At 43.1% G+C, this 24,744-nt stretch carries 21 protein-coding genes; 16 read left to right on the plus strand and 5 right to left on the minus strand.

What is annotated here, in order from left to right; genetic code table 11:
- The first annotated feature begins 99 nt into the window (after nt 1-99).
- From ACQQ6X_RS22240 to ACQQ6X_RS22290, 11 genes are all read left to right on the plus strand, one after another.
- Entirely contained in the window at nt 100-1,128 is a 1,029-nt protein-coding gene (locus ACQQ6X_RS22240; protein ID WP_149033249.1) for a LacI family DNA-binding transcriptional regulator, read from the plus strand.
- On the plus strand, nt 1,121-1,999 hold the full coding sequence (gene rbsK, locus ACQQ6X_RS22245; protein WP_305167071.1) for a ribokinase: 879 nt from the start codon (nt 1,121-1,123) through the stop codon (nt 1,997-1,999). The genes ACQQ6X_RS22240 and rbsK overlap by 8 nt, the downstream gene beginning before the upstream one ends.
- A complete protein-coding gene (rbsD, locus tag ACQQ6X_RS22250; RefSeq protein WP_305167072.1) occupies nt 1,999-2,433 on the plus strand; it encodes a D-ribose pyranase in 435 nt (144 codons plus the stop codon). Before rbsK ends, rbsD begins: the two co-directional genes overlap by 1 nt.
- A 30-nt stretch (nt 2,434-2,463) precedes the next feature.
- The gene (locus ACQQ6X_RS22255) at nt 2,464-3,945 is read left to right on the plus strand and encodes a sugar ABC transporter ATP-binding protein (RefSeq protein WP_305167073.1); all 1,482 of its coding nucleotides are present in this window, start codon (nt 2,464-2,466) and stop codon (nt 3,943-3,945) included.
- A gap of 1 nt (nt 3,946) precedes the next feature.
- Complete coding sequence (rbsC, locus tag ACQQ6X_RS22260) at nt 3,947-4,915, plus strand: ribose ABC transporter permease RbsC (RefSeq protein ID WP_063210572.1); 969 nt, start codon at nt 3,947-3,949, stop codon at nt 4,913-4,915.
- A 34-nt stretch (nt 4,916-4,949) separates the two neighbouring features.
- Nucleotides 4,950-5,870: a ribose ABC transporter substrate-binding protein RbsB gene (gene rbsB, locus ACQQ6X_RS22265; RefSeq protein ID WP_305167074.1), complete on the plus strand. Its 921-nt coding sequence runs from the start codon at nt 4,950-4,952 to the stop codon at nt 5,868-5,870.
- Between the two features lie 218 nt (nt 5,871-6,088).
- Nucleotides 6,089-7,096, plus strand: a complete 1,008-nt coding sequence (locus ACQQ6X_RS22270; RefSeq protein ID WP_305167075.1) for an ABC transporter substrate-binding protein — start codon at nt 6,089-6,091, stop codon at nt 7,094-7,096.
- Nucleotides 7,097-7,128: 32 nt separating this feature from the next.
- The gene (locus tag ACQQ6X_RS22275; protein WP_305167076.1) at nt 7,129-8,844 is read left to right on the plus strand and encodes an ABC transporter ATP-binding protein; all 1,716 of its coding nucleotides are present in this window, start codon (nt 7,129-7,131) and stop codon (nt 8,842-8,844) included.
- A gap of 83 nt (nt 8,845-8,927) precedes the next feature.
- Nucleotides 8,928-9,191: a hypothetical protein gene (locus ACQQ6X_RS22280; protein ID WP_305167077.1), complete on the plus strand. Its 264-nt coding sequence runs from the start codon at nt 8,928-8,930 to the stop codon at nt 9,189-9,191.
- Between the two features lie 157 nt (nt 9,192-9,348).
- On the plus strand, nt 9,349-10,413 hold the full coding sequence (locus ACQQ6X_RS22285) for a FecCD family ABC transporter permease (protein ID WP_305167078.1): 1,065 nt from the start codon (nt 9,349-9,351) through the stop codon (nt 10,411-10,413).
- A 1-nt stretch (nt 10,414) separates the two neighbouring features.
- A complete protein-coding gene (locus ACQQ6X_RS22290; RefSeq protein ID WP_305167079.1) occupies nt 10,415-11,461 on the plus strand; it encodes a FecCD family ABC transporter permease in 1,047 nt (348 codons plus the stop codon).
- A gap of 78 nt (nt 11,462-11,539) precedes the next feature.
- Here the strand turns inward: ACQQ6X_RS22290 and ACQQ6X_RS22295 are convergent, their stop codons facing one another.
- Both ACQQ6X_RS22295 and aiiA read right to left on the minus strand, forming a co-directional pair.
- The gene (locus tag ACQQ6X_RS22295; protein WP_167669746.1) at nt 11,540-11,707 is read right to left on the minus strand and encodes a hypothetical protein; all 168 of its coding nucleotides are present in this window, start codon (nt 11,705-11,707) and stop codon (nt 11,540-11,542) included.
- Nucleotides 11,708-12,015: 308 nt separating this feature from the next.
- A complete protein-coding gene (gene aiiA / locus ACQQ6X_RS22300) occupies nt 12,016-12,771 on the minus strand; it encodes a quorum-quenching N-acyl homoserine lactonase AiiA (RefSeq protein WP_305167080.1) in 756 nt (251 codons plus the stop codon).
- Between the two features lie 477 nt (nt 12,772-13,248).
- Between aiiA and ACQQ6X_RS22305 the strand changes: the two genes are divergently transcribed.
- From ACQQ6X_RS22305 to ACQQ6X_RS22320, 4 genes are all read left to right on the plus strand, one after another.
- Nucleotides 13,249-14,205, plus strand: coding sequence for a tyrosine-type recombinase/integrase (locus tag ACQQ6X_RS22305; protein WP_305167081.1), 957 nt, complete (start codon nt 13,249-13,251; stop codon nt 14,203-14,205).
- Between the two features lie 305 nt (nt 14,206-14,510).
- Complete coding sequence (locus ACQQ6X_RS22310) at nt 14,511-15,512, plus strand: ROK family protein (protein WP_305167082.1); 1,002 nt, start codon at nt 14,511-14,513, stop codon at nt 15,510-15,512.
- Nucleotides 15,513-15,545: 33 nt separating this feature from the next.
- The gene (locus ACQQ6X_RS22315) at nt 15,546-16,766 is read left to right on the plus strand and encodes an MFS transporter (RefSeq protein WP_305167083.1); all 1,221 of its coding nucleotides are present in this window, start codon (nt 15,546-15,548) and stop codon (nt 16,764-16,766) included.
- A gap of 565 nt (nt 16,767-17,331) precedes the next feature.
- Complete coding sequence (locus tag ACQQ6X_RS22320) at nt 17,332-18,138, plus strand: Cof-type HAD-IIB family hydrolase (RefSeq protein WP_305167084.1); 807 nt, start codon at nt 17,332-17,334, stop codon at nt 18,136-18,138.
- A 174-nt stretch (nt 18,139-18,312) separates the two neighbouring features.
- Here ACQQ6X_RS22320 and ACQQ6X_RS22325 read toward each other — a convergent pair whose 3' ends face one another.
- Together ACQQ6X_RS22325 and ACQQ6X_RS22330 are read right to left on the minus strand one after the other, a co-directional pair.
- On the minus strand, nt 18,313-20,274 hold the full coding sequence (locus tag ACQQ6X_RS22325; protein ID WP_305167085.1) for an endonuclease MutS2: 1,962 nt from the start codon (nt 20,272-20,274) through the stop codon (nt 18,313-18,315).
- Between the two features lie 595 nt (nt 20,275-20,869).
- On the minus strand, nt 20,870-22,087 hold the full coding sequence (locus ACQQ6X_RS22330) for an MFS transporter (protein WP_305167086.1): 1,218 nt from the start codon (nt 22,085-22,087) through the stop codon (nt 20,870-20,872).
- Between the two features lie 390 nt (nt 22,088-22,477).
- On the opposite strand from ACQQ6X_RS22330, the gene ACQQ6X_RS22335 reads away from it, so the two are divergent.
- Nucleotides 22,478-23,581, plus strand: coding sequence for a DUF3900 domain-containing protein (locus tag ACQQ6X_RS22335; protein WP_305167087.1), 1,104 nt, complete (start codon nt 22,478-22,480; stop codon nt 23,579-23,581).
- 109 nt (nt 23,582-23,690) lie between these two features.
- Here ACQQ6X_RS22335 and ACQQ6X_RS22340 read toward each other — a convergent pair whose 3' ends face one another.
- Nucleotides 23,691-24,620 carry an L-lactate dehydrogenase gene (locus tag ACQQ6X_RS22340; protein ID WP_305167088.1) on the minus strand — a complete coding sequence of 310 codons (930 nt, stop codon included), beginning with the start codon at nt 24,618-24,620 and terminating at the stop codon, nt 23,691-23,693.
- Nucleotides 24,621-24,744 lie beyond the last annotated feature (124 nt).

Below are 24,744 nucleotides of genomic sequence, written 5' to 3' on the forward strand. Positions count from 1 at the left end.
AAAGTATTCGACTTGCAAATAATTAATACTTGTCAAAAAATAATTGCTGTGATATTTTATATCTGTAACCGGTTACACAAATGGAGTTGAACCTACAATATGACAACAATTAAGCAGGTAGCTAGTTTTGCAGGTGTTTCCGTAGCGACCGTATCCAGAGTTATTAATGAAACTGGATATGTCCACGAGGATACACGGCGAAAGGTTGAAGCTGCGGTGAAGCAGCTAAATTACAAGCCTAATGAAGTTGCACGTTCTCTGTATAAAAAGAAATCCAGATTAATCGGCCTGCTGCTGCCGGATATTACAAACCCTTACTTTCCCTTGTTGGCTCGTGGGGTGGAGGATCGAATGCAGGAAAATGATTTTCGGATTATCTTCGGTAATAGTGATGAAGATCGCCAAAAAGAATTAGATTACATGGATACTTTTGTTCAGAATAATGTGGTTGGGGTTATTTCATCTACCAATGACCCTACTGCCGACTGTTACGCCAAACTGAAAATACCAGTCGTTTTTCTCGATCGGACTTCCAGTGACAGTCTCTCCGTTTATGCGGATGGAGCTCATGGCGGTCGCTTGGCTGCTCAGGCCATGGTTGCTCGTGGCAGCAGACACATAACAGTCATGCAGGGTCCTGCTCATATTCGTCCAGCACAAGATCGTTTTCGCGGGGCGGTGGAAGAGCTTCAGCATTCCGGTATTGCTTATCATGTCGTCGAGACAACGTCCTTTTCCTTCAAGGATGCTGAATCGTGGGCTAAAGAGCTGTTCAGCAAGTATCCGGATACGGACGGAGTTATTGCCAGCAACGACATTGTAGCTACCGCCGTGATGCATGAGGCACATAGATTAGGAAAAAAAATCCCGGATGATGTTCAAATTATCGGGTTTGATGATATACCATTAAGCAGCTTGTTATTTCCGCCATTATCAACGATCCGGCAGCCTGCTTATGAAATGGGCTGGGAGGCGGCAGGTCTGCTCATTCAGTTGATTGAACAGGCGCAAGCGTCGAAATCAAGTGTACCTAATCTTCATACGAAAGTACTTACCTATTCAAGCATACAATTGCCCGTCAAATTTATCGAACGGGAAACGACGAGAAAGGTGGATTATAATGGCTAAAATTTCTGTTGTCGGAAGTAGTTCAATGGACCTCGTAGTGACTTCGTCCAAGCGTCCCGGTGCTGGTGAAACCGTACTGGGAGAAAGCTTTAAAACAGTACCCGGAGGTAAAGGAGCCAATCAGGCAGTAGCCGCAGCACGACTCGGCGCGGATGTTACGATGATTGGACGTGTAGGGGATGACCATTTTGGACAACATATTTTACGCAATTTTGAAGAGAATCATGTTCATATTAACCATGTGAAACCGGTTACACACATGGAAAGCGGTACAGCGCATATCATACTGGCCGAGGGTGATAACAGTATTGTCGTGGTAAAAGCAGCAAATAACGAAGTTACACCTACTTACGTGGAAGAAGCGCTTGAAGTCATTCGAAACTCGGATATTGTGTTAATTCAACAGGAAATACCGGCGGAGACCGTTGTCTATGTAAGTAAAATTTGTGCGAAGTATCAGGTCCCCTTGTTACTGAATCCAGCTCCGGCTCGTGAGGTGGAGGAAAGCGTAATTGCCAATGCAACCTACATTACACCAAACGAGCATGAGGCTGCCATCATGTTTAAGGATATGAGTCTTCAAGATGCCTTGCGCAAATATCCGAACAAGCTGTTTGTAACGGAAGGCAGCAATGGTGTACGGTTTTTCGACGGAGAACAGGAAGTTGTGGTTCCCACTTACAAGGTAGAAGCTGTGGATACAACAGGTGCAGGAGATACGTTCAACGCTGCTTTTGCAGTGGCGCTAGCTGAAGGAAAATCGGTGGCCGACAGTGTGAAATTTGCTAATCGTGCTGCGTCCTTGTCTGTTACCAAATTTGGAGCACAAGGTGGAATGCCAACCCGTCGTGAAGTGGAGGAACAATTATAATGAAGAAACATGGAATCTTAAATAGTCATATCTCCAAAATACTAACAGATCTCGGCCACACGGACTTTATTGTCGTGGCTGATGCCGGCTTACCTGTTCCTGAAGGCGTTACCAAAATTGATTTGGCGCTGAAACTGGGAGTTCCGTCCTTTCAGGACGTTGTTGATGTTATTGCCGCAGACATGGTGATTGAAAAAGTAACCCTGGCCGAAGAAATCAAACAAGAAAATAAACCAGCATTGCAGTATATAATGCGTACCTTTGCAGGGGAGCAACCAGAGCATTCACAGATTCCTGAGCCGACTGCCGTCATTGATTTTTGCTCGCATGAGCAATTCAAGCAATTAACCCGGCAAGCCAAAGCTGTCATTCGTACAGGAGAAGCTAACCCGTTTGCCAATTGTATTTTACAGGCAGGAGTTCATTTTGGATAAATCAGTGTGGAATGAAAAGGGGGGGACAGCATGCAGATTCAAATGAAAGGAATTCACAAAGCCTTTGGAACCAATCAGGTCCTAAGTGGTGTTGACTTTGATCTCCGTGAAGGAGAAGTACATGCCCTCATGGGTGAAAATGGTGCAGGCAAATCAACGCTGATGAATATTTTAATCGGACTGCATCGACGCGATGAGGGAACGATCATCATTGACGGTCAGGAAACCTATTTTGCCAACCCCAAGGAAGCGGAGCAAAAAGGGATTGCTTTTATTCACCAGGAACTGAATGTGTGGCCGGAGATGACGGTACTGGAAAATCTGTTTATCGGCAAGGAGATGACTTCCAAGTGGGGATTACTAGATAGCTCTAAAATGAAAGCGTTAGCAAATGAACAATTTAGCAAGCTTTCAGTAAACCTTCCTTTGAACGGTGAAGCAGGCGAGTGCTCAGTGGGTCAACAGCAAATGATTGAAATAGCCAAGGCACTCATGACGGATGCTAAAGTGATCGTAATGGATGAACCAACAGCAGCCTTAACCGAACGGGAAATTCAAAAGCTGTTCGAGGTTATCAACTCCTTGAAAAAAGATGGTGTTTCAATCGTGTATATTTCCCATCGGATGGAGGAGATATTCACAATCTGTGATCGGATTACCATTATGCGTGATGGGAAAACCGTAAATACTCAAGCAATCCCTGATACGAATTTTGACGAGGTTGTACGGAAAATGGTTGGCAGAGAGCTGACTGAACGCTACCCGGTAAGAACGCCTGCTTTGGGAGAAGTGGTGCTAGAGGTCAAAAACGCATCGCATAAAGGTCTATTTGATAATGTGAGTTTTACTGTGCGCTCTGGGGAAATCGTAGGTTTTTCAGGCTTGATGGGCTCGGGACGGACCGAGATCATGCGGTCGTTATTTGGACTGGATGCTTTGGATAGTGGTGAGATACACGTACGTGGGAAAAAGGTGTCTATTCGCAAGCCAGATGATGCAGTGAAACTAGGGATTGGCTTCATTACAGAAGACCGTAAAGATGAGGGCTTAGTGCTGGATTTTTCCATTCGGGAAAACATGGTGCTGACGAATCTGTTCAGTTTTACATCAAAAGGATTTATTTCAGGCAAAAAAGAGATGGATTTTGTTAATACATTAATTAAGCGCTTACAAATTAAAACCCAATCAGCCGAAGCAACGGTTGGCAGTTTGTCAGGCGGCAATCAGCAAAAGGTGGTTATTGCCAAATGGGTAGGGATTGGTCCCAATGTGCTCATTCTTGACGAGCCGACGAGAGGCGTGGATGTGGGAGCCAAACGGGAAATCTACCAGTTGATGAACGAACTGACCGAACGTGGAGTCGCGATTATCATGGTATCCTCAGAACTTCCCGAGGTACTTGGCATGAGTGATCGTATTGTCGTGGTGCACGAGGGAAAGATCAGCGGAGAGCTGAGCAGGGAAGAAGCCACACAAGAAAATATTATGACGCTAGCTACAGGAGGACAGTAATATGACAACTATGAATGAAGCAAAAGGTAGCAAAGGCATCCAAATATCACAAATCACACAGAAGCTTGGCCCATTGTTGGGGCTCATTATTTTGGTGATCATTGTATCGGCCTTAAATCCCAGTTTTTTGGAACCGCTTAATATTCTGAATTTGTTGCGCCAGGTATCTATTAATGCATTGATTGCGTTCGGTATGACCTTCGTTATTCTCACAGGTGGAATAGACTTGTCCGTCGGCTCCATATTAGCACTATCCAGTGCGTTTGTCGCAAATATGATGCTGGCCGGCTTCGACCCAATTTTGGCAATTATCATTGGTTGTGCATTGGGTGGCGTAATGGGTATGGTCAACGGCTTGATGATTACCAAAGGTAAAATGGCTCCGTTTATCGCCACACTCGCAACTATGACTATTTTTAGAGGATTAACCCTGGTTTATACCAACGGTAACCCTATTACGGGACTTGGAGACAGTTTGGTGTTTCAATTGTTTGGTCGTGGCTACCAGTTTGGCATTCCGGTTCCGGCGATTACGATGCTCATTACCTTTGCTGTCCTGTGGATCATTTTGCATAAAACACCATTCGGACGCAAAACGTATGCCATCGGCGGCAACGAAAAAGCTTCGATTGTATCCGGTATTAAAGTACCACGTGTGAAAATCTGGATTTACTCTTTGGCTGGAATGCTGTCTGCATTGGCAGGTGCTATCTTGACCTCACGTTTGAACTCGGCACAGCCAACAGCGGGTACTTCTTATGAACTGGATGCCATTGCGGCTGTCGTACTAGGTGGAACTAGCCTATCGGGAGGACGTGGACGAATTGTAGGTACATTAATTGGTGTGCTTATCATTGGTACCCTAAACAACGGCTTGAATTTGCTGGGGGTTAACTCTTTTTATCAAATGGTCGTAAAAGGGATCGTCATTGCTATTGCAGTATTGATTGACCGTAAAAAATCTGCATAATACACCTAATCTGCGTAGAAGGAGACACACAAATATGAAAAAGCTTACATTAATCATGACTGCCTTGCTGCTCCTGCTTATGACAGGGTGTTCCCTGGAGCCGCCCGAATGGGCGAAACCTAAAGCCGCTGCAGACCTGAAGGACATTAAAATCGGCTTGTCGATCTCAACGCTGAATAATCCATTTTTCGTTTCTCTCAAAGACGGAGTTGTGGCAGAGGCCAAAAAGCAAGGAATGCAGGTTATTGTGGTCGATGCACAAAATGATTCTGCGAAACAAAGTAATGACGTGGATGATCTGATCCAACAGGGAGTCAACGCGTTACTTATTAATCCGACAGATTCATCGGCGATCTCCACGGTGGTGCAATCCGCGAATGCATTGCACATTCCGGTAATTACGCTGGACCGTTCTGCTGATAAAGGAGATGTCAAAGCACTCGTTGCTTCCGACAACGTCGAAGGAGGACGGATGGCAGCCAGATACGTAATTGATCAAGTCGGAAAAGGGGCCAAGGTCATTGAGCTGGAAGGCGTCCCAGGTGCATCGGCTACCCGCGAACGCGGGAAAGGCTTCCATGAAGTAGCCGATAAGGACCTGAAGGTCATTGCCAAGCAATCGGCTGATTTCGATCGGACCAAAGGTTTGAATGTGATGGAAAATCTACTGCAAGGCAACCCGGACGTTCAGGCTGTATTTGCCCACAATGATGAAATGGCATTGGGAGCGATCGAGGCGATTCAAAGCTCTGGTAAGAAAATTCCAGTCATCGGCTTTGACGGTAACGAGGATGCGCTTAAATCTATTAAGGAAGGGAAGCTGACCGCCACCGTGGCTCAGCAACCTGAGCTGATTGGACAATTGGCAGTGCAAGCAGCCAAGGATGTACTTCAAGGTAAAACCGTTAAAAAATCCATTCCCGCCAAATTGGAGCTAGTGGATCAATCCAAATAAAAGCGAGCACGTGAACCAATATATTAAACTTTTGAACTGATGCAAAAATATGCATCAGTTCTTTTTTTTGATGTTTTACCAGGGCGATATGTACACTAAAATGGAAGTTTTTAATTTTTGTATTGTAAGAAGGGACGGTAAAAGATAGAATAACAATTGTATGATAATGAGAATCACTATCATTTCATAAAAGCATGTAACTAAGGGGGACTAATATTTTGCAACAAAAGTACAGCTTAAAAATAGGGATCACGCTTGGTCTTGTCAGTTTTTTGATGCTTGTATTGGCTGCATGTGGAAGCACAGCTAGTAATAATCAGACCAATGAAAAGAGCGGAACGGATACTCTTAACGGGCAATCCCAAGCGGTTGCCATGCGCGAATATGTGGATGCCACTGGCCAAAAGGTCCACATTCCTGCAAATCCACAGCGAGTCGTCACGACACAATACTTGGACGCGATGCTGGCTCTAGGTGTGAAGCCAGTAGGGGCTGCTTCTCATGTGTTAGAAGGCGACTATTTAAAAGGTAAGATTGACGGGATTGCTGATATTGGGAACCCGACGAATGTGGAAAAGGTACTGGAGCTACAACCTGATCTAATCATAGCAACAGAAGAGACCACGCCAGAAGTGAAAGAGCAGCTGGAGAAAATTGCCCCAACTGTGTCTGTTTCGTTTGGAGGTGGGGATGTATTTAAGCAACTGCGGGATGTCGCAGCCGTGCTGGGTAAGGACAAGGAAGCCGAGCAGTGGATTGCTAATTTCAACCAAAAGGCTGAAGAAGGCCGAAAGAAGCTGACTGGAAAATTTAAACAAGATGAAACGGTTACCATTTATATGACCTACGGTAAGGACGTGCTAAGAGTGTACGGGGCGCGAAATGTAGGACATGTCATTTACCGTTCACTGGAATTGAATCCTCCAGAGTACATACGTCAAAAGCTCGCAAAGGACCCGAAGTATAACTTTGTATATGATAGCATTTCGATGGAAAAGCTGCCTGAACTGTCAGGGGATCGTATTATTATGCTGGTTTACGATGAAGCGACTAAGGACGGGATGTTGAAGGAAATTGAACAAAGTGCGCTGTGGAGAAATCTCCCGGCTGTCAAAAACCACAAAGTGTATTTTATCAAGGCTGATCCGTGGTTTACCTACTCACCACTGGCTATCGATCAATCACTGGATGAAGCTATTAAGATGTTTATCGCGGGTACTAAATAAATGAGTTCAATGAATAAGAAGGGAGAAGGGATATGCTTAGACGATTTTTCGAGTATTACCGTCCTTACCGGACGTTGTTTATCATTGATTTTACTTGCGCCATCCTAGCTGCTCTACTGGAGTTGGTTTTTCCGCTTGCAGTTAATCGGGTGGTTGATGATTTGCTGCCCAGCGGTAACTGGAAATGGATTTTATTTGCCTGTCTAGCTCTACTTGGGATTTATGTTGTAAGCGCCGGATTGAATTATGTCGTTACCTATTGGGGACACAAGCTGGGAATTAACATTGAATCAGATATGCGTAAAAAGCTGTTTGATCGAGTACAAAAGCAATCCTTTCGCTTTTTTGATAATAACAAAACAGGGCATCTGGTCTCGCGCATGACCAACGATCTGATGGATATCGGAGAAATTGCCCACCACGGACCTGAGGATTTGTTCATTGCACTGATGACTCTGGGCGGGGCTTTCGGTATTATGCTCAGCATTAACTGGAAATTAGCTGTGCTGACATTTATTATTGTTCCACTGATGATTTACCTGTCCTTGTATTTTAGCCGCAAAATGAATGCAGCTTTCCATCGTATGTTTTCTGATATTGCGGATTACAACGCCCGGATTGAAAATAACGTTAGCGGTATCCGCGTTGTTCAGGCATTTTCTAACGAAGCACATGAAATGGAGCGTTTTGCTGAGAATAATGGACGGTTTCGTAAAACAAAGCTAATCGCTTATCGCATAATGGCATGGAATTCTTCAATTAGCTTTATTCTGATGAAGCTAGTCTCATTGTTTGTGCTTGTATGTGGAACATGGTTTGTTATAGAGGGACAGATGTCCTATGGGGAATTTATCGCATTTGTAATGCTGTCTAATGTATTCCTCGCACCTATCAAACAAATTAACTCTGTTATTGAAACGTATCCTAAAGGAATCGCCGGCTTCCGCCGCTACCTGGATTTGCTGGAAAGTGAATCTGACGTAGAGGATCTGCCAGGTGGGAAGACCGTTAAGCACCTCAACGGGGATATTCAATTTGAAGGGGTAACATTTGGCTATGAAAATAAAGACAAGGTACTACGTAGAGTAGACCTATCCATATATGCGGGAGAAACCGTAGCGCTTGTGGGTCCTTCTGGAGCAGGTAAAACGACACTTTGCAGCTTGCTTCCCCGCTTTTATGATGTCGAGGAGGGCAGAATTACGATTGACGGTATGGATATCCGCGAAATGAAGCTGGATTCGCTGCGATCCATGATTGGTATTGTACAGCAGGATGTATTTCTCTTTGATGGAACGATTCGTGAAAATATCGCTTACGGGAAACTTGATGCTTCAGAAAAGGAAATCTGGGATGCTGCCCGTCGAGCCCAAATTGAAGATCTTGTTCGATCGTATCCGGAAGGGCTGGATACGATGATCGGTGAGCGAGGCGTAAAGCTGTCCGGTGGTCAAAAGCAGCGTTTGTCCATTGCCCGAATGTTTCTGAAAAATCCGCCCATTCTTATTTTGGATGAAGCGACATCGGCATTGGATACAGAGACAGAAGCTGCAATTCAGCAGGCCCTAACAGAGCTATCTCAAGGTCGCACGACACTCGTGATTGCACATCGTCTGGCAACGATCAAAAATGCTGATCGCATTATTGTAGTTGCAGATCAAGGGATTGCCGAGCAAGGAAAACATGAAGAATTAATGGCCGTAAAAGGTGCGTATAGCCGCCTGCATCAAGCTCAGTATGGAACGTAGGAGACGACTTGCACTAGGAATTAAACCTGTGGGAAGTGTGAAATATTAACTGGATAGATGGGAAAAGAGCAGGAAGCCAAAACGTGGCTTGCCCAATACGATCAAAAGCTTCGGAAGTTATTAATCAATATGCTGGCTCTTACATTTTCCTGACGGTTAACAAGGATTTGAGCAGATATGAAGGAGACAGCATATGGAAATCGCTGAGTTCGGTTCGGAATGGAAAGGTTTTTGAGCAACAGGAGGATCAATACTGGTACTTCGATCCTATCGCTTTTGTGGGGCAAGCTGAAGAATTGGCAGATATGATCATCCAGCGGAATAAAGAAAACGCTTCACAGAAGTAACTAGAGAATCGTCGAAATTTTGTTATTGAAGCCGTTGCCGCATTAATTTACAATATTAAAGATTGCATGATAATAATTCTCATTATCAAGCATCATCTTCACTACAGGTTTTCGTGATAGTCTACATACTATTCAACAGTAAGGGTGAACCACAGTTATGAAATTATCAGAATCTTCGGATAGTCCTGCTCAAAGTAATCAAAATCAGCCGCCGACTCCATTCCACTCGCGGCCATGGGCGGTTTCGCTTATCCTGACAGCCGGATTAGCACTGTTAGCATTCGGTATTGCTCTGTCCTTATCATTTGGTGCAGCCCCCATCCGACTGGAAGAGGTCTGGAACGCCGTCTTTCATTTTAATCCTGAGCTGCAAAGCCATCAAATTATATGGGAAATTCGTCTACCTCGAATTCTAGGTGGTGTGTTAATCGGAGTTTGTTTTGCCGTAGCAGGAGCCATTATGCAGGGGATGACCCGCAATCCGCTTGCGGACTCTGGCTTGCTTGGGTTAAATTCAGGTGCCAGCTTGGCGATGGCCATTTGCTTTGCTCTTTTTCCGGGTACTTCCTTTTTGAAATTAATGTTGTATTCTTTTGTGGGTGCAGCGTTGGCGGTTGGGATGGTTTATGGTACAAGCGCAATCTCCAAATCAGGTATTACGCCAGTTCGTCTTGTGTTGGCAGGTGCAGCTGTCACGGCGTTGCTGTCTGCCTTAGGAGATACGATCAGTTTATACTTTAATGTGGGACAAGATTTGGCCTTTTGGTACGCTGGAGGACTTAGCGGGACCAAGTGGGTTCAGCTAGGCATTGTCGTTCCGTGGGTTGTGGCAGCTTTTATCGGTGCTCTTATGCTATCACGCTCCATTACGTTGCTTAGTCTAGGCGACGAAATTGCATTGAGTCTTGGTCAGCGAACTGGGCTGGTTAAGGTTGCAGGGATGATTCTCGTATTGATTCTTGCAGGCGCCGCAGTATCGTTGGTGGGTTCTATAGGTTTCGTAGGGTTGATTATTCCCCATATCACGCGCAAATTGGTTGGGGTGGATTATCGCTGGATTATTCCTTGCTCGGCTATTATGGGAGCCTTACTTATCGTGTTTGCTGATCTGGCGGCCCGTATGATTAACGCACCTGAGGAAACACCAGTGGGCGTACTTATTGCCTTAATTGGTGTTCCATTCTTCCTTTATCTGGCACGCAAAGAAAGGAGGGCACTATAAGATGAGTAACGTTGCGAACGGGGCTATAGCCAAAGCAAGTCACCGTAAAAAAATCCATGATTGGATCGTTGTTATCATTTTGCTTGTATTGCTCATTGCTGCATTCACTGTAAGCGCGAATACGGGAACGATCCGGCTGTCGCCAATGGAGCTTTTTAGAACCTTGTTCGGACAAGGGACTCCACAGCAGGAATTAATTCTATTTGAATTCCGGTTGCCTCGAATGGTTATTTCCATTCTGATCGGTGCAGGCTTGGCTGTTTCCGGTTGCATCATGCAGGGAGTATCGCGCAACAGTCTGGCGGACCCTGGTATTCTGGGGATTAATGCAGGCGCCGGGCTGATGGTTATGTTGTTTGTATTGCTTTTCCCGTCGATGCAAACTATGAATTCATTATTTTTACTTCCCGCTCTTGCACTCGTCGGATCGGGAGCAGCTGCTATTTTGATCTATACTCTTTCTTACAAAAAAGGCGAAGGCATTTCTCCGACAAGGCTATTGCTGAGCGGGATTGGGGTAGCGGCGGGCATCAGTGCTGCCATGATCATGATGACTCTCAAATTGACACCTGAGAGCTACACATTTGTAGCCAATTGGTTAGCAGGAAGCATATGGGGTTCTAACTGGAAATTCGTCATGGCTCTGCTGCCTTGGCTGATTGTATTACTTCCTTTTGCATACTATAAAGCGAATGTAATGGATGTGCTTAATCTAGGGGATCAGACGGCATCCGGATTAGGTACACCTATCGAAAAGGAACGTATTCTCCTCCTGGCTGCTGCGGTTGGACTGGCCAGTTCAAGTGTGTCGGTTAGTGGTGGAATCGGTTTTGTCGGATTGGTGGCTCCGCATTTGGCAAGAAAGCTGGTAGGGCCAAAGCATAAAATGCTGCTGATAACCTGTGCTTTAGTCGGAGCACTCTTGGTGCTCGTAGCAGATACGATCACACGATCCTTACCTTTACAGAAAGAAATTCCGACGGGCTTGATTGTAGCCATCATAGGTGCGCCGTACTTCTTATATTTGCTGAGTCGCTCCAAAGGATAACATAAAAAATAACCTTCAACACCACTGAGGAAGTGGGGCTGAAGGTTATTTTTTTATTTGATGTAGCAGCCTTTCATCTCAACGAGAAGCATTTAAGGCATGAGAGGTTTGATGCAGCTCTCTGATCATTTTATGCAACGTGTAATTTTCCTGCCGTGTTACGCCGTGTTGATTTTCCTGAACCAGCAGCTGATGGATGTTTCGTTTTAAAATTTCACTTCGACGTTCCAGCATTTCGGTACTCATAAATAAATGAACACTCCCTTTGTCATGAATAAATCTACATTTTAGAAATAAGCATAGACGGAAAATAAGGTTGCCTTTCGACTTATTTAAGTATATCGTGCTGGATGATCAAGGGAAAACGGAATGAGATAGCAAAATACTTATCCTCATCATCCATACCGTGTCGACAGCTACTCACCCCATGAGTTCTTAGATATCCTTCCTTATGCTGGCGATAACAGGAGATTAGGAACAATTAGGTTCATGTATATGGAATCACTTATTAGTTGGACAGCTTGGACAGTGAGGAAGAGTTGCTTTTACCATCATTATTTGTATTGCGGATATACTGGGCGAACGGCTACTTGCTCGGGATCATGCCCGAAGAACAGAAAATTCGGCTTAATCTCCTGCACAATCTGCTGAATGCGGGCGATTGACTGGCGTGCCTGTTCACGGTTAAAGCCGTCAAACGGTATGTCGTTTGTGTAATTCTCCTGTGTGTAGGCAACATCAATCGTCAGCATGACCGGACCCGACTCCTTTGTTGTGACCAGTGCGGATTGATGACCCGGCGAATGACCTGGAGTATAGAGCAGTTGCAAGCCTGGAACCAGTTCATGATCCCCTTGGAGCAGTCGGTAATTCAAGTCCGCCTGCACGCATTCTGGTGGCGCATACGCCAGATTACCAATCGCAGCGTCTGCTTCAGTCTGCTGCACATAAATTGGTGTATTCGGAAAATGCGGATTGCCTCCGGCATGATCCATATGCATATGAGAGATTACTATGGCATAGATATCATCAGGTTGATAGCCGATCCGATCCAGTACTGCTACGATCCTATCATCTGCTGTCATATGTGGAATGAAGCGCCCTTCAAACGGTGTACCTTTAAAATAATTCGGATTATCAATAAACGAATCCGGCATGCCAGTATCAATGAGAATCGGACCATGATCCGTCTCCAACAAATACGACCAGATTTGCAGGCGCACCAGTTCACCAGGCTGTGCATGATGGTTGAGTGAGGAGCGATCAATACCAAGCTGACCGACCGGTAACCAATACAATTTGTTGATCATACAATCATCCTCCAATCTTGGTTTACATAATAAATATTATGTAAATATACTCATTCTTTTGAAAATTAATTTTTAATAGTTTAAATGATAAGGCATACAGGCGTCTAGCAGGAATTTACCATCAGGCAGGTCAGTTCGTGCTAAATATAACCAGATGAGCAAAAGAAGAATAAGTATAAGCCGGTCGTTGAGGAGATTCAAAAAAACTGCATGTTGGAGATCAAGTAGATGCTAGAGATTCAAGGTTGCTTGCTATTTAGAGTGAATACCAGGCTGGACAAGAGGGGAGAGCTTTATTTATACTTAAAAAGTGCTCAAAAAAATTGCGTATAATATAAATTATACGCAGTTAAGGTTTAAAACGACTTTTAGTTGCTCTCCTGCATAAGATGTCGATTGGATTGTCGATAAAAATCAGACGAAATTGATGATTTTACAGCATATTTTGAAATTTGAACGAAAATGGGGGCAAGCGGAATGAAAAAAGAATTACGACATATGGAGCTAGATACGATAGAAGAAATTGATGAAGTGTATGCTGAAGAACTGGAAGCTTTTTTGATTTGGATGAAGGATGCGGGGTATACGATACATACGCAAAAAAATTACATGGGGGATGTAAAACAGTTTTTACGTACGTTGCGTGATAAACCACTTGACCAGGTGAAAAAGATTCATGTGATGTCGTATTTGTCTAAAGCGCGGGAGGGGGGCGCCGGAGATAGTACACGGAACCGGAAGCATGCAGCGGTGAACAGTTTTTTTAGAGCGCTACAGGAATTTGAGTTATGCAGCACAAATCCGGCAGCGGGGATCAAAAAAGCTAAAACTGAAAAGAACCGTATGCCAGTCTATCTGGATGAGAAGGATATTCAGTCGTTTTTGCTTGCAGTCGAAGGAAAATATGCAAATCGTAATATGGCTATCTTTCTGCTCATGGTCTACATGGGATTGCGGGTGGGGGAGGTTCATTCGTTGAATGTCTCAGATTACAGCCGAGAAAGACGCACATTAGATGTGTTCGGTAAAGGACGTAAGTGGCGTACCCTGCCAGTACCGACGGCCGTTTGTGATTTTGTAGAGCATGCATTGGAGGAAAGATTGACTCCGTGGAGAAGTAAAGAGGACGCGATGTTCGTATCCCAAAAAGGCCGCCGCCTGGCCGTACGCTCTATCCAACAGATTGCTACAGAAACGTTCGAACGATTCCAGCAAGATAAGGGCTTAGAGCGTCGGGAGGCTTATTCCAGCCATAAGCTAAGACATACATTTGCCACGATGCTATTACGCAAGGGAGCAGATCTGCGTACAGTACAGGAGCTGCTGGGGCATTCATCCATTCAGACCACCACGGTATATACACATGTCACAGATCGGGAAAAGGAAAAAGCGATGGATAAACTGGATATTCAGATACCTATAATGGGATTGTAAGTATATTCCACGATTACATTGTATAGTTAATTCGAAGTTGGTTTACATAATTATTATTACGTAAACCAAATAAAAATAATTGAAGCTGACTTGTAAATTAAATTCATGATACTACGTCCTTAATATTGTGAACGTTGTATTCTTTATCATAAGCTTTGTCCTGATTTTGACAGCTTTGTTTATTTAGTAGCCAGTATACTCTGGTCTTGACAAAGGTAATATTTTGCTACAAAATTAGTGAGACCACTTCGTAAAGTATCTTTATAAAGTGGTCCCACTAATTTTGTAAAAGAAGGAGCACCGGTATGGAAAAAGCAAACACAAATTTAATTAAAGAAATAAATCTGAATCTGGTTCGGAAAGTATTGAAGCAGATTAGCAAGGCTACAAAACCTCAATTAGCTGCCTTGACTGATTTAAGTGTGGTTACTATCAATACGCTAATGCAGGAATTGCTTAATAATGGAGAGATTTTTGAAGATGAGATTGTCCCTTCCAACGGTGGTAGACATGCATTAACCTATCGTTTTAATTATGAGCATAGTCTGGCACTGATTATACATATTAATGAAAAACAAGGAATGGATGTAGTATCGACCACAGTCGTTAATTTAAACGAGGACGCTCTCATGAAAGAAGAACATCCTTTTCAAATTTTTGATGCTGCACAATTTTATTCCACGATTCAAGATATCATTTCCCTTTATCCCTCTATTAAGGTTATTGGTATTGGAATCCCGGGACAATCGGTTGATGGAGAGATTACAGTCAGCAGTCATGAAAGATTGAATGGAATCCGGTTGGCAGAGGATGTGCAGAGCAAATTTGGTTTGCCCGTTATGGTGGAGAATGATGTAAATGCGGCTGTGTGTGGATACGTTTACAGAGAACAGTTAGATGAAGATCAATGTGTGCTAGCTATCTATTTTCCTGAAAATTCTCCACCAGGGATGGGGATTTATTTACGCAATGGAGTTTTAAAGGGCAAACATGGATTGGCTGGTGAAATCAAATTCCTCCCGTCTATAGTGTGGGATGAAAGTAAGGGAAGAGAAGCTTTTTTCAATAGTATATGTGAAATAATTCAAACATTACAATCTATATTTGATCCTGATCAAATTGTGGTCTATAGAGAGAATATAGAAGAAGAGTCTTTCCTTCATTTTTTGGAAACCTACAAAGCTAAGCATGAAATGCCTTTGTACCCTAAGATTGTTCTCTCCGATTTATTTTATGAGGATTTTAAAACAGGATTGAGAGGGTTAACTCTAAAAGAATTAGAACGTCCTATTATTGTTTTTAAATAACGACAACTATTGTTTGAGCAGAGGAGGAGAGACATGATGGCAACCTGGTTTCTGATTATTATTTATCTAGCGTTTATTAGCTTGGGAATCCCGGATTCCCTGTTTGGGGCAGCATGGCCTGTGATGTGGCCGGAACTGGGAGCTGCCTTTGGGTCAGCCGGAATAGTATCCATGGTCGTTGCAGGTGGAACCATTGTATCAAGTCTAGCTAGTGGAACTATCATTGAAAAAATAGGTACAGGCAAAATTACTCTAATGAGCTGCTTTTTGACTGCAGGAGCGTTACTTGGGTTTTCTTTTGCACCTTCATTGTTCTGGCTCGTACTCTTAGCAATTCCTCTTGGCCTCGGCGGGGGAGCTGTAGATGCAGCACTCAATCAATATGTGGCTACTCATTATAAGGCACATCATATGAGCTGGCTGCATTGTTTTTGGGGTGTTGGAGCTACGATGGGACCAATCATTATGTCTTTCTACATTTCGAACTACAATTCATGGAGAAGTGGCTATACAGCCGTATCCATGATTCAGTGGGGACTTGTTATTATTTTGCTTATTACACTGCCATTATGGAAACGTGTTACCGCAATACAAGGTCCGATTATTCCTGAAGCTCAATCAGACTACTCACAGATGGATCACAATATCGCACAAGGTGAGAACACACCCAAACAAAATCTAATTCGAATGAAAGGAGTTAAGAACACGCTCGTTGCTTTTTTGTTTTATTGTGGTGTAGAAGCCACGGTAGGTTTATGGGGAGCCAGCTATTTGGTAGGGGCTAGAAACATCTCAGCTGAAACTGCTGCTGGTTGGGTATCTTTGTACTACGGTGGAATCACGGTAGGTAGGCTGATTACGGGGTTTGTAACTTTAAAAATAAATAATCGTATCTTAATCCGGGTTGGTCAACTTACTGCTGTTGCAGGAGGACTCATTTTGCTGCTTCCGTTGCCCGCTGCCTTTTTATTACCGGGCTTTATCCTTATTGGATTAGGGCTTGCACCGATTTACCCTGGACTTCTTCATGAAACGCCAACACGGTTCGGTAAGGAAAATTCCGCAAAACTCATGGGTTATCAGATGGCAGTTGCTTATACAGGCACAACCTTACTCCCGCCCATTGTTGGGCTGATAGTATCTCAGGTAAGTATTCATTTTTTTCCGGTTGCAGTCCTTGTTTTCCTTTTTTTTATGCTGCTCAGTTCAGAACAAGTGAATCGTATAGTGAAAAAAAGAGTTTTGAAGGGTTAAGACAAATTACAACTTGACTTGAAACGCGTTTCATCAGCTAAAGTAAATGTATACCCTAAAAGAGAAAGGAGAGAACTCTATGATCTCACTCATTTTATTATGTTTAGTTATATGGTGTGGTGCTTACTGGGGCTTAGCATTATCAAGACAGCCTATGGAAGTAAAACCTTACCGTTCCATCGATGATTTTTTTGAATAGCTTTATAATCACTTAATAAAGGATCTTTTTTTACTTACTTTATTAATGTCTTTAATTAAATATTTTATGAAGTGGACTGAACCAGTCTCGAGCTGTTTAAATGGATTAGATGTTGTATAAAAGTTGCAGATACGACAGAAGGGAGTGCGACAATGTGGGGACTGAAGGAGTCTTATGCGTTACTGTTTTATGCATTACGTATTTCATAATCAGTAGTTTGGCTCATTCTTCTTTTGTGCAAAAGCTTGCAGCACGTAAGTTTGAGAATTTTAATAGAGACTTTGATGTTGATCCCTGGAATGAACATAAAAAACCGTAAGTATGAACTGACAATGAGTGTATCAAACAACTAAGGGAGGCTTATTTATGTTTAAACTGGTAGTAAGTGATTTGGATGGTACTTTTCTGAACAATAGTGGCACGTTTGACATTGAATTATTTAATCAGGTGTATAAAGAGTTGCAAGAAAATAATATCTCCTTTGTTGCTTGTACAGGTAAGCAATGTGAAAGAGTCGAAGAATTGTTTGGTGAGCATGGAAAAGGGATCTGGATTTTGGGGGACAGCGCGACTCGCATTAAAAAGGATGGAGTCGTTGTAAAAGAGTTTACAATTGAACGTAATATAGCATTACAAGCGATCAATCAAATAGAAGCTTTTGCTAAGGATTTTATTATCATAGCATGTACAACAGAAGGAGCTTATGTTCCTTCTCATACTCAAGAAGAGTATTATAAAATTGTGAAGGGCTCTTATAAGGAAGTTAGGAAGATTGATTCGTTTGATCAAATAAATAGCAACTTTCTAAAAATAACTGTTTACGATCCTTCCGGGAGAAGTTCCTTGTTAAGAAAACATGTTGAAGAGGCACTGCTAGATCAAATTTATATTGTCGATTCTGAAGCAAATTGGCTGGATATAACAGCGCTTCATACTCATAAAGGGGAGACGGTAAGAAAACTCCAAGAGATATTGGGTGTTACTGAGGATGAAACCATGTCTTTTGGGGATGGTGAAAATGATGTAGAGCTTATGAGCATTGCCAAATACAGCTTTGCTGTAAAAAATGCCTGTGAGAACACTAAAAATGCAGCAAGCTTTATTACCAAATCCAATGAAGAAAATGGTGTGTTATTAACAATAAAGAAAATGATGGATTTACAAAAGCATTAATGTTAATTATTGTTAATTAGATGCAACTACATGCAGTACACAAGCAAAAGAGCGTGCCTTTAGCATAAGACACGCCTTTTTGTATTCATTAAGTTTACATAATATATATTATGTTTATTTCATACATATAACATTCCGAAGCACGTATTTCTCATGAAGAACCTGCACATGCGTTTACTTTTCATTTTCCGGAGGAGATTCAATGATTAGCCCCTGAACATGCTTGCGCGCGAGAAGCTTTCGTTTTTTGCGATTTTCCTTGGTTTCGAAAACAATATCCAGATCATAGTCGTCTGGATACAATTCTGTAGCAGCGATGTGAAGGACAAGTCTCTTTTTGTTTATGATCTGTTTCTGTCCTTGAATCAAAATCCCGACATTACCTCGCTCATCCTCGGTTTTATATACAATTCCAGTTCGATCCAGGTAGCCGACATACACACTATCTCCCAGGGCAAATGGTTTGGATTGGAGAGGAGGTTCTTGTTTCGTCTGTTTTGCGATTGTTTGGTCTGAAGACGCTTTTTCAAGGGAGATTCTATCTACATCATCAGACTTTTTATCCTCAAAAGGAGGAGGAATAACATGCGATTTTTGTGAATTCTGCGCCGTCCTTCCAGCAGAAATAGCTTCAGATCGCTCGATAATACGAGTCCACATGCCCAGCTTTAGAGCAATTTGGTACGCGTAGCTTTCCCCGGCCTCCCCGATGCGAAGTCGGTACAAGGGTTGCAACGTTTCGGTATCAAACTCCATACGAGCATTTTGAAATCCGGGTGTGTTTTCAGCAAAATGCTTGATTTCGCTAAAGTGGGTGGTAGCCACCACCGTCGCCCGGCGACGATGAAATTCCTCTAATAGTGCGATTGATAGGCCTACACCTTCTCCCGGATCGGTACCAGAGGCCATTTCATCGATTAGGATCAGAGTAGAGCTGCCCGCTGTTTCCAAAATGTCAATCATGTTGCGGATATGTGCAGAAAAGGTGCTCAAAGCATGCTCAATACTTTGGCCATCCCCAATGTCTACCACAATGTCCTCGAATACAGCCATGCGGCTGCCTTGCAAAACAGGTACCAGCAGGCCGGATTGCACCATGAGTGTTAACAGACCAACGCTTTTGAGGGCCATCGTTTTCCCGCCTGTATTCGGTCCGGTAATAATAAGCGATGAATAACTCTCACCGATTGAGAAATCAAGCGGCACCATCGTATGAGCCATCAACGGGTGGCGTGCACCATGAAGATTTATAATCCCGTCTTCGTTAAGCTCGACAGAGACAGCATCCAGAGTCATCGCGTATTTGGCTTTAGCCAATAAAAAATCCAGTGCACCTACTGTCTCTGTATTAATGCTTAGCTCCCGGCTGTATGACTCAGCCATTGCGGTCAGATCTCCCAGCACTTTCATTTCTTCTTTTGATTCTTCTGCCATGTTTGCGCTCTGTTCGAATTGCAGATTTACGATCTCTGCAGGTTCAACATAGACGGTTTGGCCGCTTCCTGATTCATCCAGTACATTGCCTTTCACCTGTTTGCGGAATTCCTTTTTGATTGGAAGCACGTAACGGCCATTGCGTTGATTGATCATATTGTCTTGCATGATGGATCGGTGACGGCTGGTAAGAGAGTCCAATTTCCTCTTTATGCGTTCTTCAGTAACTGCAATTTTTTTGCGAATTTTAGTTAGTTCTTTACTAGCGTGATCCGTCACTCGACCCGAATAAATGCATCTCTCGATTTCAGATAGGAATGTCTCCATGCCATACATGGATGAGGTATAAGCACTGACGGTTGGAGCAACATCCGCTTTGGCATGCATATATTTCATCAACTGCATGCAACTTCTAATGAATTGAGCCAAATGAGAAAAATCACGCTCGCTGAACATATAGCCGGTTCCTAAGAGGTGAAGTATGTGCTCCATTCCTTCCAATGAAGGAACAGGGACGCTAGCTCCATGACGAATGAGCTGTAAAGCTTCGTTCGTTTCATTAAGACGAATTCGAATGGTACGGATATCCGTTATTGGCTGCATGGTAGCGGCATGATGCTTACCCAAGTACGAAAAGGCACATTCAGATACTCTTGTTTTAATCCGATCATATTCCAAACGCAGCATTGTAGTTTCATTCATGAATAAATCTCTCCTTTTAGTTGTGTTTAGCAGGACTTTCAACAAACTTTTCTGGAAAATAAAAAAGGGCGGAGAATGAACAAACGTTCATTCTCCGCCCTTTAAGGGAGAGGGAATGTATCATCAAATAAGCCTATATTCCAGCATATGCTCTTTCCATTTCTGCGTTTTAATCTACAGGCCAACCAACATATCAGCTAATTGGCTTATAAATAGGAAAACGTGTAAAAGGAGTTAACGAAGCTGGAAACAAAAAAAACCGTGCTGAACACAGCACGGAATAAGGCCTAAATGAAAATGATCCCTAAGGCGATTTATGATATCCGCATGTTCTTAACTAATACCAGGGTAAAAACTCAGCAAGAAACAAACCTGTCCCAGAAGGGCACAAGCACCTGATGGTCTTCCCTGAATATGCAATTGCTTAGTTAAGAACGTTCACCGACATTAAAATCTCTCCCTTAATTGAAGATATATCCATAATATACGATCATACAGGTATTAAAGTCAAGGTCGACTTGTTTAATTTGAATTTAAAAAACGGCCCTGGGATATATGGCGTGTCATATATCCCAGGGCCGTTTCTTATGGTTTTTTATTTAGAGTCAGCGGATGTTACAGCTTGTACAGGCTGTCTGTCACGAAGGAGTGGTAACAACAGCATCGCTCCGACTAAAAATAATGCGGCACTCACCGTATATACAGTGATCAGGGAGGATGCGCTTTTGAGTGTTCCGCCGATGCTCATCCCAACGACCATCATCCCGGAAAATAGGGGAGAGAGGGCACCGCCGACGCGACCGATAAAAGCAGCTTCGGCATTTTTCATCATCATCGTGTTGATACCAATATGGATGCACGGATAAAATAGGCCGCTGAATACTTGTAATGCCATTGTCAACACAATATTGTGCGACCATCCGGCTCCAAAGGTGGTCAGTGTGCTAATCAAAAGTCCGGTCACCAACAGCAATTGCGGCTGTACTCTTTTGGCAACCCCCATAATCAGGGCACCTCCCACCAGCATAGCTGCTCCATTCGCCATTAATGGCCATTGCAGGAATTCCTTATTTTGCCCAAGATTCTCGATGGCAACAAAAATCATTAATGGTTGAATAAGTCCGACTGCCAGCCCAATTACGGTAAATGTTCCGCCAAGCGTGCGAAGTGTGCGGTTATTCCATACATAACGTATTCCTTCTTTAAGCTCTTGAATGAAATGAGCTGGTTGATCGGTTATCTCAAGTACTTGTTCGTCTTGTGGAATACGAGTCAAAACAAGCGCCGAGATGAGAAACAATATCCCGGTTATAGACAATGAAACGAAAATTCCAAAGTGCTGATAAATAAATGTACCGATCACAGGACCGATAACCATAAACAATGCCATGAGAGACTGAAAAAGGGCCATCACTCCCTGAAGCTGCTCTGGGGCTACATGCTGCTTAAATATTTTCATCGCGGACGGCTGAGAAAATTGAGATAGAATGGCCGAAAAGAAAGTGGATAGCAAAAGCACCTGCCATGATCCGTACCATAATGCGAGCAACACGATAAAAATAGATGCGGCCGACAGCAGATCGCAACTAACCATTGTCCGTTTAGGCCGCCAACGATCCGCGAACGTGCCCCCAATGATGGCAAACAGAAAGATAGGCGCAAATTCAGCAACTGAAATGAGTGACACGTATTTGGGATCATTATGAGTCAGATCTGTTACATACAACAGTATGGCAAAGTTTCGCACCCAGATGCCCAAATTGAGCAGTGCATTGGAGGCGATAATGGTCCTTATATATGGATTTTTAAACAACAACAATCTCTCCTTTTCTGTTGTTCAGGGGATTAGCCCTTAGCATCTGCATTTTTATAAACAAAATTAATATTTGTCTATATAACAATAGATAATATAATAAAAATACTGCTATTTAGTCAAATGTTTTTTTAAAAATCATAGACAAAGCAGGGAGAAGGAAGTGGTCAATCATGTGAAAAAATACGGATTAATATAGAAAAGGAATGGGTCACTACATAGTTGCAAATTCGAGGAAATATTAAAATGGAAAATAGGTTTACATAATATTTATTATGAAAACATTGTAGCGAGCCTTTATCTATCAGAATCTGAATCCTGATGTACCTTTTAAAATCATAGTGATATAATTACGCGTACATGCCTGAAAAGGAGCGTATAAAACGTAAAATGAACTTTCAAGTGGACTTTTTATCTTTTTTTGTTATTCAGGTAGACGGGAAAGAAGGACAAGGCGGTAAGTCCTACAAGCATTATGCTACAATGGATGACTACGATTACGACGAGAGTGATGTCAAAAAATTTCTGGATGGGGAATTTGCTCGTATAAGTAAGCGAAAGGTTGAAAAAAACCCCAGCACAGAGCAGGCGCCGACCAAAATCGGCCGCTTTATCGTCGAACCAGAACATGAACTAAGCAGTAATCCGAATTTCAATATGTTTGCCCGACTACGTGCAGCAGAGGATAAGGAAGATTTTAAAAATGCATGTGATGACCTGGTGCGAATGTATCTGGATACAAGCGCGGTAAGAGGTGGAGCACTGATCATAGTACAGGCCACATTGAATACCCACTCTGACGACCCGTTTATTTTTGTACTCAAATGTGATTTTGAACCTAAAATTGCACGGATTACTGAAAGTAGCCTGGTCAGTGAAGTCGAAATGGCCATTTCAGCCCGGAATATGAAATCCATCATGTATCCTTACATGCTAGAGGAGGGTATGAACGATGAATGGGAGCTTAAAATTCACCAGTCTTCGCATGCACGGTATTTTGAAGACTTTCTAAAATTTGTTACTTATGAGCAATCCATGCCGGAAATCGTTAATGAGCATGTTTTGGGCTTTGTTCAGAACTATGTAGAAACCAAATGGCCGGATGCATCTAATGAGGAAAGACAGCAGGAAGAGCGAGATCTGGAGCTATGGGCGGCCAGCGAAAAACGGGATTTGCAAGGGAAGTGGGACCCCCTTCAGGTCGTAGAAGCAGCGCAGCATATTGTCGAGCTAAAACCGGAAATTGAAGTTCGTTTCAAACTGGATGACACGGTTGTACGTGGGTTACTATCCGATTTTGGTGCCAAGCTGCATATCACGAAACTTCATGATAGATATGCACTTATTATTGAAGGTGACGCATTTACGTTTGAAAAGGGATTTTCACCGATTGAGCTGCTTCAACCTGAATCCTTTGAAACGGTGGCTGAGCGGCTCAAAGAGAAACGGCAATATGAAAATGAGGGTATGGATGGCGATACGCCACCTTGGTAATTAGTTACGGTAGCAAGGCGACAAACGGAATTATATGATAATAAACAGGCCTCACAACGGATGCATCCGCTGTGAGGCCTGTTTTTGTATAGCTTTTATGTTTCTTGGCTTACATATGCACTTTGCTAATTTGATCTTTCAGCTTGTCCGCAGATTGAATTAACCTTGCACGTTCCTCGTCATTGAGCGGAAGATCCAAAATTTCACGTACTCCATTGTGATCCACGATACTTGGTACGCCTAAATAAACATCAGATACACCGTTATAATTTTCCAGCAGGGTGGACACATTAAGTACAGACCCCTCATCCCCAAGTATAGCAGCTACGATGCGGTCGAGAGCCAGTCCGATGGCATAAGATGTTGCGCCTTTGGCATCTATAATTTCATAGGCAGCATTTTTGGTATTTTCAAAAATTTCATTTTTCGTTTCTTCACCTAGTTCCAGAGGTGTTCCAGCAACGTTAGCTGTGCTCCATACAGGCAATTCGGAGTCACCATGTTCACCAATAATATGAGCGTGGATACTTCGTGGGTCGATACCCTTTTCCTTCCCGATCAGATAGCGGAACCGTGCGCTGTCCAGCAATGTACCCGATCCAATAACTCTGCTTGAGGGCCAACCACTGCGTTTCCAAGAGATGTAGGAGAGAATGTCAACCGGGTTGGTTGCGATCAGCAAAATACCATGGTTATTGACCTTGACAATATTATCAATAATACTTTCAAAAATTTCGGCATTACGCTTCAGCAGATCGATGCGTGTCTCACCAGGTTTTTGTGAAGCCCCTGCTGTAACGATAATGATATCTGCATCACGGCAGTCTTCATAATCACCCGCCCACACTTTAACGCCACCGAGAAAAGGAAGTCCATGATTCATATCGAGCATTTCCCCCTTTGCCTTTTTGACGTTGACATCAATAAAGACAAGTTCTGACATGCGTTGGCGCAGCAGCAGGGTGTAGCCAGTTGTTGTGCCAACCGCTCCCATGCCGACAATAGCTACTCTACTTCGTTTGTAAGGTTTTAAGCTCATTAAATCCTCATCTCCTTCTCGGGTTGTATACCTTTCCATTTTGGGGTATTACTTTAAAATTTATGTTTCTGACTTAGTGTACCGTATATAATTACCCGCAGTAAAGAAATATGACATTTTTCCT

Source organism: Paenibacillus ottowii, assembly GCF_050516475.1.
GTDB classification, from domain to species: domain Bacteria; phylum Bacillota; class Bacilli; order Paenibacillales; family Paenibacillaceae; genus Paenibacillus; species Paenibacillus ottowii.

Excerpts from the sequence above, each read along its gene's own strand:
- ACQQ6X_RS22325 (WP_305167085.1), bottom strand. The coding sequence starts at position 20,274 with ATGAATGAAACTACAATGCTGCGTTTGGAATATGATCGGATTAAAACA.
- ACQQ6X_RS22340 (WP_305167088.1), bottom strand. The coding sequence starts at position 24,620 with ATGAGCTTAAAACCTTACAAACGAAGTAGAGTAGCTATTGTCGGCATG.
- rbsC (WP_063210572.1), top strand. The coding sequence starts at position 3,947 with ATGACAACTATGAATGAAGCAAAAGGTAGCAAAGGCATCCAAATATCA.
- ACQQ6X_RS22295 (WP_167669746.1), bottom strand. The coding sequence starts at position 11,707 with ATGAGTACCGAAATGCTGGAACGTCGAAGTGAAATTTTAAAACGAAAC.
- rbsD (WP_305167072.1), top strand. The coding sequence starts at position 1,999 with ATGAAGAAACATGGAATCTTAAATAGTCATATCTCCAAAATACTAACA.
- ACQQ6X_RS22305 (WP_305167081.1), top strand. The coding sequence starts at position 13,249 with ATGAAAAAAGAATTACGACATATGGAGCTAGATACGATAGAAGAAATT.
- aiiA (WP_305167080.1), bottom strand. The coding sequence starts at position 12,771 with ATGATCAACAAATTGTATTGGTTACCGGTCGGTCAGCTTGGTATTGAT.
- ACQQ6X_RS22290 (WP_305167079.1), top strand. The coding sequence starts at position 10,415 with ATGAGTAACGTTGCGAACGGGGCTATAGCCAAAGCAAGTCACCGTAAA.
- ACQQ6X_RS22285 (WP_305167078.1), top strand. The coding sequence starts at position 9,349 with ATGAAATTATCAGAATCTTCGGATAGTCCTGCTCAAAGTAATCAAAAT.
- ACQQ6X_RS22310 (WP_305167082.1), top strand. The coding sequence starts at position 14,511 with ATGGAAAAAGCAAACACAAATTTAATTAAAGAAATAAATCTGAATCTG.
- ACQQ6X_RS22315 (WP_305167083.1), top strand. The coding sequence starts at position 15,546 with ATGATGGCAACCTGGTTTCTGATTATTATTTATCTAGCGTTTATTAGC.
- ACQQ6X_RS22275 (WP_305167076.1), top strand. The coding sequence starts at position 7,129 with ATGCTTAGACGATTTTTCGAGTATTACCGTCCTTACCGGACGTTGTTT.
- ACQQ6X_RS22255 (WP_305167073.1), top strand. The coding sequence starts at position 2,464 with ATGCAGATTCAAATGAAAGGAATTCACAAAGCCTTTGGAACCAATCAG.
- ACQQ6X_RS22320 (WP_305167084.1), top strand. The coding sequence starts at position 17,332 with ATGTTTAAACTGGTAGTAAGTGATTTGGATGGTACTTTTCTGAACAAT.
- rbsK (WP_305167071.1), top strand. The coding sequence starts at position 1,121 with ATGGCTAAAATTTCTGTTGTCGGAAGTAGTTCAATGGACCTCGTAGTG.
- ACQQ6X_RS22240 (WP_149033249.1), top strand. The coding sequence starts at position 100 with ATGACAACAATTAAGCAGGTAGCTAGTTTTGCAGGTGTTTCCGTAGCG.
- rbsB (WP_305167074.1), top strand. The coding sequence starts at position 4,950 with ATGAAAAAGCTTACATTAATCATGACTGCCTTGCTGCTCCTGCTTATG.
- ACQQ6X_RS22335 (WP_305167087.1), top strand. The coding sequence starts at position 22,478 with ATGAACTTTCAAGTGGACTTTTTATCTTTTTTTGTTATTCAGGTAGAC.